Source organism: Nonomuraea sp. CX421 (genome assembly GCF_059358955.1).
Genome location: NZ_JCADBK010000025.1, coordinates 109,319 through 118,132, shown reverse-complemented (window position 1 = coordinate 118,132; position 8,814 = coordinate 109,319). Strand labels below are relative to the sequence as shown.

The 8,814-nt window shown below is 68.9% G+C and carries 9 protein-coding genes and 2 pseudogenes; 8 read left to right on the top strand and 3 right to left on the bottom strand.

Annotated elements, in window-relative coordinates:
- The 4 genes and pseudogenes from AC5L3X_RS32370 to AC5L3X_RS32355 form a co-directional block, all read left to right on the top strand.
- Nucleotides 1-805, top strand: an 805-nt coding sequence (locus AC5L3X_RS32370; protein WP_494862080.1) for a DNA-directed RNA polymerase subunit beta, incomplete at its 5' end; no start/stop codon positions are given.
- A 399-nt stretch (nt 806-1,204) separates the two neighbouring features.
- A pseudogene (locus AC5L3X_RS32365) lies at nt 1,205-1,399 on the top strand (DUF4158 domain-containing protein); the annotation flags it as partial.
- 91 nt (nt 1,400-1,490) lie between these two features.
- Nucleotides 1,491-1,970 (top strand): hypothetical protein, encoded by a 480-nt coding sequence (locus tag AC5L3X_RS32360; protein ID WP_494862087.1) that lies wholly within the window; start codon nt 1,491-1,493, stop codon nt 1,968-1,970.
- Nucleotides 1,910-2,284 (top strand): Tn3 family transposase, encoded by a 375-nt coding sequence (locus AC5L3X_RS32355; RefSeq protein ID WP_494862079.1) that lies wholly within the window; start codon nt 1,910-1,912, stop codon nt 2,282-2,284. Before AC5L3X_RS32360 ends, AC5L3X_RS32355 begins: the two co-directional genes overlap by 61 nt.
- A gap of 29 nt (nt 2,285-2,313) precedes the next feature.
- Here the strand turns inward: AC5L3X_RS32355 and AC5L3X_RS32350 are convergent, their stop codons facing one another.
- Nucleotides 2,314-2,991 (bottom strand): GbsR/MarR family transcriptional regulator, encoded by a 678-nt coding sequence (locus AC5L3X_RS32350; RefSeq protein WP_494862078.1) that lies wholly within the window; start codon nt 2,989-2,991, stop codon nt 2,314-2,316.
- A 245-nt stretch (nt 2,992-3,236) separates the two neighbouring features.
- On the opposite strand from AC5L3X_RS32350, the pseudogene AC5L3X_RS32345 reads away from it, so the two are divergent.
- The 3 genes and pseudogenes from AC5L3X_RS32345 to AC5L3X_RS32335 form a co-directional block, all read left to right on the top strand.
- A pseudogene (locus tag AC5L3X_RS32345) lies at nt 3,237-3,374 on the top strand (cytochrome P450); the annotation flags it as partial.
- Between the two features lie 5 nt (nt 3,375-3,379).
- Nucleotides 3,380-4,324, top strand: coding sequence for an ATP-binding cassette domain-containing protein (locus AC5L3X_RS32340; RefSeq protein ID WP_494862077.1), 945 nt, complete (start codon nt 3,380-3,382; stop codon nt 4,322-4,324).
- Nucleotides 4,321-5,079 (top strand): ABC transporter permease, encoded by a 759-nt coding sequence (locus AC5L3X_RS32335; protein WP_494862076.1) that lies wholly within the window; start codon nt 4,321-4,323, stop codon nt 5,077-5,079. Before AC5L3X_RS32340 ends, AC5L3X_RS32335 begins: the two co-directional genes overlap by 4 nt.
- A 484-nt stretch (nt 5,080-5,563) precedes the next feature.
- Here the strand turns inward: AC5L3X_RS32335 and AC5L3X_RS32330 are convergent, their stop codons facing one another.
- The gene (locus AC5L3X_RS32330; RefSeq protein WP_494862074.1) at nt 5,564-5,866 is read right to left on the bottom strand and encodes a hypothetical protein; all 303 of its coding nucleotides are present in this window, start codon (nt 5,864-5,866) and stop codon (nt 5,564-5,566) included.
- Nucleotides 5,867-6,552: 686 nt separating this feature from the next.
- Between AC5L3X_RS32330 and AC5L3X_RS32325 the strand changes: the two genes are divergently transcribed.
- A complete protein-coding gene (locus AC5L3X_RS32325; protein ID WP_494862073.1) occupies nt 6,553-7,767 on the top strand; it encodes a TIGR04053 family radical SAM/SPASM domain-containing protein in 1,215 nt (404 codons plus the stop codon).
- Nucleotides 7,768-7,812: 45 nt separating this feature from the next.
- On the opposite strand, the gene AC5L3X_RS32320 is transcribed toward AC5L3X_RS32325, so the two are convergent.
- The gene (locus AC5L3X_RS32320) at nt 7,813-8,814 is read right to left on the bottom strand and encodes an LLM class flavin-dependent oxidoreductase (RefSeq protein WP_494862072.1); all 1,002 of its coding nucleotides are present in this window, start codon (nt 8,812-8,814) and stop codon (nt 7,813-7,815) included.

Here is an 8,814-nt window from a genome sequence, read left to right as displayed (position 1 = left end):
GGACGGCACCCCGGTCGACATCATCCTCAACCCGCTGGGCGTGCCCGGCCGGATGAACGTCGGCCAGGTCCTGGAGAACCACATGGGGTGGATCGCCGCCCGCGGCTGGGACATCTCCGGCGTTGACGAGGCCTGGGCCGAGCGGCTGCGTGAGAAGGGCTTCGAGAAGGTCGAGCCACGCACCAACGTGGCCACCCCGGTCTTCGACGGCGCCCATCAGGACGAGATCGTCGGCCTGCTCGGCAGCACCATCCCCAACCGCGACGGGGATCGGCTGGTGGAGCGCGGCGGCAAGGCCCGGTTGTTCGACGGCCGCTCCGGCGAGCCGTTCCCCTATCCCATCGCCGTCGGCTACATGTACATCCTCAAGCTCCTGCACCTGGTGGACGACAAGATCCACGCCCGGTCGACCGGCCCCTACTCCATGATCACCCAGCAGCCGCTCGGTGGTAAGGCCCAGTTCGGTGGCCAGCGCTTCGGTGAGATGGAGGTGTGGGCCCTGGAGGCCTACGGCGCCGCCTACGCGCTCCAGGAGCTACTGACCATCAAGTCCGACGACGTCCTGGGCCGCGTGAAGGTCTACGAGGCGATCGTCAAGGGCGAGAACATTCCCGAGCCCGGCATTCCCGAGTCCTTCAAGGTCCTCATCAAGGAAATGCAGTCGCTGTGCCTCAACGTCGAGGTGCTCTCCAGCGACGGCATGTCCATCGAGATGCGAGACGCCGACGAGGACGTCTTCCGCGCCGCGGAGGAGCTCGGCATCGATCTGTCCCGGCGTGAGCCGAGCAGCGTCGAAGAAGTCTGACGGCTTCATGTCACCTGCGTGTGCCGGGCCGCGCCAGGGAAGGCGATCGTCTTCCGGCGCGGGCCGGCACACCACGGTGAAGCAGAACACCAACCGATCATTCCCATCGGCCTATCTCCATTGGCCTATTTCCATTGGGTGCGGCTCGGGAAGGGCTGCGCTCCAAGCTGAAGCGGCTGGCAGAACGCGGCTGGGCGAAGGAAGAAGACGTGCCGGTAAGAAACGTGTCATGAGCCCCAAACGGTGTTGGTCTTGTTGTGACTTGCCTGGTCAATGCTGGGCGGTCATGAAACACCTCCGATGCACATCGACGAGCTGGTCGAGCACTGGACGATCCTGGACGAAGAGCGCGAGCTGATCGCTGGATAGCGGGACGCCACGCGACTCGGGTTTGCGATCTTGTTGAAGTTCTATACGCAGCACGGCCGGTTCCCGCGTGGCCGCTCGGAACTGCCGGACGACATGGTCGAACATGTAGCCAAGCAAGTTCAGGTGCCCGCCTCGGAGCTCGGCTTCTACGAGTGGTCCGGCTCCACCATCGAGTATCACCGCAGTCAGATCCGCACGCACCTCGGCTTTCGCACCCGCACGACAGCGGACGCCGCCAAGCTGGCGGGGTGGCTGGCCGAGAACGTCGCCCATGCTGAGCGACGGCCGGAGCGGGTCCGGGAGGAGTTGCTCAAGCGTGGCGCCCAAGGTCCTGGCGCCCTGGCGGTGGAGGCGCCCTCGCACATGCGCACCCACCCGCGTGCTGACCGTCCTGCTGCTGGCGGCGCTGATGCACGAGCGGGAGCGGGAGATCATCGACACGCTGGTGGAGCTGCTGATCGCCACCGCGCATCGGATCAAGGCGCGGGCCGACAGAAAGGTGACCAAGGAGCTGATCAACGCGTTCAAGCGGGCGACCGGGAAGGAGAACATCCTGTTCAAGGTCGCCGACGCCGCGCTCGGCAACCCTGACAATCCGGTCCGCGCGGTCGTCTTCCCGGCCGTCACCGGCGGTGAGCAGACGCTCAAGGACCTGGTGCACGAGTTCAAGACCAAGGGCCCGGCCTACCGCACCACGGTGCAGAGGACCTGCCCAAGGACTTCGCCGCCCGCCGCGTGGAGAACTACGCTGAGCTGCGCAAACCGCTGGACCCCCAGGAGTTCATCGCCGAGCTGAAGGCCGAGATGCGCGCCGAGCTGGAGGCGCCCGACACCGCGCTGCCGAAGCTTGCCTGGGTGACGATCTCCCCGACCTACCAGGCCATGCTGGAGGTCGGCCGCGCGCAGAAGACCATCTTCGTCGCTCGGTATCTGCGCCTGCGCGAACTGCAGCGGGAGACCCAGGCTGACGGTCAGCCCGCATTCGGAATGCCTCGCACGAAGTTTCGTTCCGTGGTGCCGCTGGCGTGGCGCTGCGTGTGGGAGTTTCGTTACGCGGGTCGAACAGGGCCTCGTGGGCGTTTAAGGGGGCGATCGGACGACAGCACGTGAGACCCGGGGCCACAATCCCTACGGTCTGATCACGGCGGGGTGTCGCGCCAGCGTTCGGCCGAGGCCAGAGCGTCCAGGCTGATCCGTTCCAGGAACACACCGCCCCTGGCCAGGCGGCGTCCCACGGGCGTGTCGAGCCCGAGCGTCTGTCCCGCCGCCTTCGTGATCTCCGCCGCCGCGAGCGTCTGCTGGGCGCTGATCACTGTCGAGTGGTACCAGGCGTCGTCGTCGACCACGTAGATGTCGCGGCGCCGCTGCGGATCACGTTCGCGCCTGATCAGTCCCTGCTGGGTCAGGTAGCCCACGGCCATGGAGATCGAGGCGGGACTGACGTTCAGCCCGCGCGACAGCTCGGCAGCGGTGAGCCTGCCGTCCTCGCTCAGCCACAGGCCGATGAGCACGCGCGCCACCATCTTCGGCAGGCCCATCCCGACCGCCATCTCGACGGCTCCTTCTTCCACCTGCAACACCGTGCGGTCCTGGGGTTCGGGCGAACGGGCCGGGGTGCCGCGCCGCGCCCGCCGCGCCGCCGCCTGATGTGCCCGCTCGGGGCGGTAGTCGCCGGGGCCGCCGTTGCGGCCGACCTCGCGGCTGATCGTCGAGGTCGGCCGGGCCAGCCGCCTGGCGATCTCGGCGTACGAACGCCCTTCGGCGAGGCCGGTCGCGATGCGCTGGCGGTCCTGCCGGGTCAACCTTCCCTCTGGCATGACGCCAGTATTGCGTTCGGCTCCACACAATGCAACGTATCGTTGCATTCAGCGTCAGCGCCAACGCATCAATTTATCCGCCTTGAGCTGCATTTAAGCGTATCGATTGATTGACGGAATTTCTGAAAGCAACGTAGCTTTCAGTCATGTCGAACACGTACTATCGTGACGAGCCGGTCACTCCGTCCCTCGACCGCGCACCCGCCTGCCCCTTCGATCCCGTCCCCTTCGCTCACCGCCCTGCGCGGGTCGCGTTTCCTGCGCTGCTCCACCGTTTCCCGAGGCTGCGGCTCGCCGTACCGGCTGAAGAGCTGTCGCTGCGCGCCGACCCCTCGCAGGTATATGGCGTGCACAGCCTGCCCGTCACCTGGGATCGGGGGTGAACGCGATGCGAACCTTCGTCTCGGTGACGGGGCTGCGTAAGTCCTACGGCGCCCACCGTGTCCTGGACGGCATCGACCTCACCATCCCGCAGGGCACCGTCTTCTCGCTGCTCGGCCCGAACGGCGCGGGCAAGACCACCGTAGTGCAGATCCTGTCCACCCTGATCAAGGCCGACGCGGGCGAGATCTGGGTGGCCGGGCACGACCTGGCCAAGGAACCCGACGAGGTGCGTGCGGCGATCGGCGTCACCGGCCAGTTCTCCGCGGTCGACAGCTTCCTCACCGGCGAGGAGAACCTGCGACTCATGGCCGACCTACTCCACCTCGGCCGAGCCAAGGGCCGCACGCGCGTCCGCGAACTGCTGGAGCACTTCGACCTTACCGACGCCGCGCGCAAGCCCGCGGCCACCTACTCGGGCGGCATGCGCCGCCGGCTCGACCTCGCCATGACCATGGTCGGTACGCCCAGGCTCATCTTCCTCGACGAACCGACCACGGGCCTGGACCCGCGCAGCCGCCGCACCATGTGGCAGATCGTCAGGGACCTCGTCCAGCAGGACGGCGTGACCATCTTCCTGACCACCCAGTACCTGGAGGAGGCCGACGAACTCGCCGACCGCATCGCGCTGCTCAGCCAGGGCCGCCTGGTGGCCGAGGGCACCCCGCAGGAGCTCAAGCGCATGGTCCCCGGCGGCCACATCGTCGTGCGCTTCGCCGACCCCGACGGGTACCGCAGGGCGGCCGGCCACGTCGGCGCCACCTCCAGCGACGACGCGGCGCTCACCGTCCAGATCCCCGACTCCGGCGGAGTCAGGACGCTGCGGAAACTCCTGGAGTGGCTGGACACGCAGGTCATCGACGTTGCCGAATTGTCGGTGCACACCCCGGACTTGGACGACGTCTTCCTCACCCTGACCCAGGAGCCGCCGGCAAAGGAGCCCTCCCGATGAGAGCGATCAACGACTCGGCGACGATGCTGCGGCGCCAGGTCAAACACATCTGGCGCTACCCCACGCTGATCCTCACGTTCGTGGCCGTGCCCGTGGTGTTCCTGCTGCTGTTCGTCTACGTCCTCGGCGGCATCATGGGCGCCGGGATCGGCGGCGATCGCGCCGCCTACGTCGGTTACGTCACTCCGGGCATCCTGATCATGACGATCGCGAGCGCCGCGCAGGGGACCGCGATCTCGGTGGCCATGGACATGACCGAGGGCATCGTCGCCAGGTTCAAGACCATGGCCATCGCCCGCGTCTCGGTCCTGACCGGGCACGTGCTCGGCGCGCTCGTGCAGAACTTCATCGCGATCGCGGCCGTGACGCTGACGGCCCTGCTGATCGGCTTCCGCCCCGCCGCCTCGGCGCTGGACTGGCTCGGGGTGGTGGGGGTGCTGGCGATGTTCACCTTCGCGATCACCTGGCTGTCGGCCGCGCTGGGCATGGTCACCAAGAACGTGGCCACGGCCAGCAACCTGCCGATGCCGCTGATGCTGCTGCCATTCCTGGGCAGCGGCGTAGTCCCGCCGGAGTCGATGCCGGGCCCGCTGCGCTTGTTCGCCGAACACCAGCCGTTCACGCCGGTCATCGAAACCCTGCGCGCGCTGCTGGCCGGGCAGCCCGCGGGATCCAGATTCGCGGCGGCGGCACTCTGGAGCGCGGCCATCGCACTGGGCGGGTACCTGTGGGCACGCAGACTCTACAACCGGTGAGGGTAGACGTGTTCAAACGCATTCTGCCGGCACTCGGCCTGCTGGTTCTCGCGCGCCGGGGATCATCCTGCTCGGGCTCGCCTATGCCGTGATCGAGGAGGGCCTGTTGACCCAGTCGCTGTTCAATCCCGACTATGTCGGGTTGCGGTTGCTCGATTACGGGTTCATTCCGGCGCTGGGCATCGGCGCCCACTGGACCGTGTTCGTTCTGGCCATCCATGGGATGTGGAGCATCGCGGTGCCGATCTCGATGGTAGAGGCGGGCTCACGCCGGCCGGACACGCCCTGGCTCATCGCCGCGTTCCTGTCCGTCCGATTCCGCCGCCCCCTCCTCCCGGCCACGCCGGCCAGCCCATGGACCGTCTTCGCGATCACCATCGCGGCCGGGCTGGCGTTCTGGCTCCCCAGCTTGCTCGCCCTGGTGGGGATTCAAGCTGGAGTCCGTCGTGCCCGCGTGGATCACGGTCGGCTTCTACCTTGCGCTCTACGCCACGATGACGCTACTCATCCTGCGCTGGTCCCGGCGCATGGGCTGCATCCACGGGTTGGGCGACAGGCGGATCGTCGCCGATCGCCGGCCGCCGTCGAAGGCGACCTCGACCGCGCTCAGGTTCTTGACGCATTCCGGGTCGCCGAACGCGTAATGAGCCGGCTGCAACGCGAAATCGCGGGCTCCGGGCGGCAACTCCTCGGCCAGTTGCGGCAACTTTTCAAGATAGGGGACGGGATCAAGCCAGGTGGACGGGATGCCATCTTCGTCCAACGTCTCCAGAATCACGTACTTCACTGACCTCATCCTTCCGCGTCATGTCGTGGCGGTCATCCGAACTGGTCATTTCGGCGGCAGCGCCCGCACCCATCGCGCGCATCTGCGCCAGGCAGTCATGAAAGCGGATTCCCGGTGCCCGGATCAGCGGGCAGCTCAATGCCGGCCTCCTCGGCAAGGCCGGCCACGACTACGGCGCCCGGCCCGCACTGTGCCGGCAAGTGAAGGCTTCAGCTACGGCGACCAAGCCCAAAGGGCGGAAACAGGCGCTTCAGCATCGGCGAGCAGGAAGGCGTCGAAGCCCCGCCCGTTCTGCGGCGGGCAGACAGGACGGCGGGGGCAGTGGAGCGGAGGCGGGTGGGCGTTCCGGCCGACTTAAGACCGTGCCAAGTACCCCGCGCCCGCAACAACGCCGAAGGCGAAAACACCAGACCCCGGGCAATCGCGGTCGGCCGGAACGCCCACCCGCCTCCGCGGCCACCCACAGAAACCACGCCACCGCGGCAGGCCGTGCCGGCGCTGGGAACCTGAGGGGTCCATCGGACGCCCCGGACGGGACTTTGGTCCCTGCCATGAACGGGTCAGGCGCGGCAAGTCTGGACCCATGCGCACCAGGGCGAAGCGATGAGCCGTGACCACCACCACCGGCGTGCCCCGGTGATTCCGCACGGGCAAGCCGCGAACCGCCTCCCGTGCCAGGTGGCACCGTGACCGGACAGCCCGGCGCCCCGTCCACCGCACCCATGCGGCCGTTGCGCCACGCCCGGCGCGACCTGGCGGCCAGCCCGTTCATCGTCATCTGGGAGGCCACCCGCGCCTGCCCGCTGGCCTGCCTGCACTGCCGCGCCGAAGCCCAGCCCGACCGTCATCCCGGCGAGCTGAGCACCGCCGAGGCGCGGGAGCTGATGCGCCAGATCGCGGCCTTCGGCCGCCCGGCGCCCCTGTTCGTGATCACCGGAGGTGACCCCTTCGAGCGTCCCGACCTGTTCGACCTGGTACGGCACGGCCGCGAGCTCGGCCTGGCCCCCGCCGTGTCGCCCTCGGCCACGCCCGCCCTCACCCCCGCCAACCTCAGCCGGTTGCGGGAGGCGGGCGCGGCGGCGATCTCGCTCAGCCTGGACGCGGCCACGCCCGCCCGCCACGACCGCTTCCGCGGCTACGACGGCGTCTTCTCCCGCACCCTGGCGGCCTGGCGAGCGGCACGACAGGCCGGTCTCAAGGTGCAGATCAACACCACCGTGACGCGCGGCACCCTCACCCAATTGCCGGACATCGCCCGGCTGGTGCGCGATCAGGGCGCCATGCTGTGGAGCGTCTTCTTCCTCGTGCCCACCGGCCGCGGCCGTTCCCTCGCCGCGCTGAGCCCGAGGGAGGCCGAGGACGTGCTGCACTTCGTCTACGACCTCGGCACCGTCATCCCGGTCAAGACCACCGAGGCGCACCACTTCCGGCGCGTCGCCGTGCAGCGCCTCATCCTGGCCGGACACGAAGCCGACCACGCCGACGAGCTGAACCTCGGCCCGCTCTACCACGACCTGCGCCGGCGGGCCCGGCAGGCCGGGCTCATCGAGGAGCGGCGGACCCGCCGCCCGCCCATCGACGTCAACGCCGGCCGTGGTCTCGTGTTCGTCTCCCACACCGGGACCGTGCATCCGTCGGGCTTTCTCCCGGTGGCCGCCGGCGACGTGCGCGAGCGGCCGCTGACCGAGATCTACCGATCGGCTCCGCTGTTCCGCGCGTTGCGCGACCCCGATCGGCTGGCGGGACGCTGCGGCGCCTGTGAGTTCCGGGCCATCTGTGGCGGATCACGGTCTCGCGCCTTCGCCTGCACGGGTGACGTGTTCGGCGAGGAGCCCTGGTGCGACTACCAGCCGGGCAGCTTCCCGTACCAGCAGGAGCTCGGGCCTTATACGGGAGGGTGAGGGGTTCGCGCCGACCGCCGGTCCTCGTGCGGGCCCCGGAGGGGCCTACCAGCTCTTGAGGGTGGGCAGGACGCGGTCGGCGAACCGCTTCAGGTCGGCGTACGCCTCCTCGGGCGGAGTCCCGCCGGCCGGCCCCGAGTGCACGATGTCGGTCAGCGGAAGCGACTTGACGAACCCTTCCAGGGTCCCGATCACCGTCTCGGCGTCGCCGATCAGCTCGAAGTCCCGGTAGGCGTCGGCCGACGGCGGCAGACCGTACTGCAGGTCCTTGTCGCCCATCTCGTTGCGGATGCGCCGGTAGAAGTCCCACCGCTCGAAGATGAGGTCCTTGCGCCGTTCCCACACCTTGTCCGGGTGCTCGTCCGTGACGGTGATCGACCACGGGTTGGAGATCCGGGCCTGCTCGCGCGGGATCCCGGCCTCGGCCAGCCCGGCGAAGTACGCCTCGTGGAACTCCGGGTCGACGGCGGCGCCGTGCAGGTGCGCCCCCACGCGGCCGGCGCGGCGGGCGGCGGGCGGGGCGGTGGCGGCGACCCACAGCGGCGGGTGGGGGTCCTGCGCGGGCGCCGGCGCGACGGAGACGTCCTGGAGGTCGTAGTAGCGGCCGGTGTAGCTGAACGGCCGCTGGGTCCAGGCCAGCTTCAGCACCTCCAGCCCCTCCTCCATGCGGGACGGGCGGGTCTTCGGCGAGTAGCCGAGCGCGCGGTACTCGGCCGCGCTGTGCCCCGAGCCGACGGTGACGTCGAGCCGTCCCTCGGAGAGCTGGTCGAGCACCGCGGTCTCCTGCGCCAGCATGGCGGCGTGGTGCAGCGGGAGGATGTAGATGTAGGAGCCGATCCGGATGGTGCTGGTGCGCTCGGCGAGCAGCGTCAGGAAGACCGGCACCGACGGGGCGTAGCCGTCGGGCTGGAAGAAGTGCTCCTGCACCATGACGTAGTCGAAGCCCATGGCCTCCGACTCGCACATCAGCTTGAGGCAGTCCTCCCAGTGTTCGCGCCACGGCCGCCCGAGGGGGTTGCGCATGTCCATGGTGAAGCCGACTTTCAT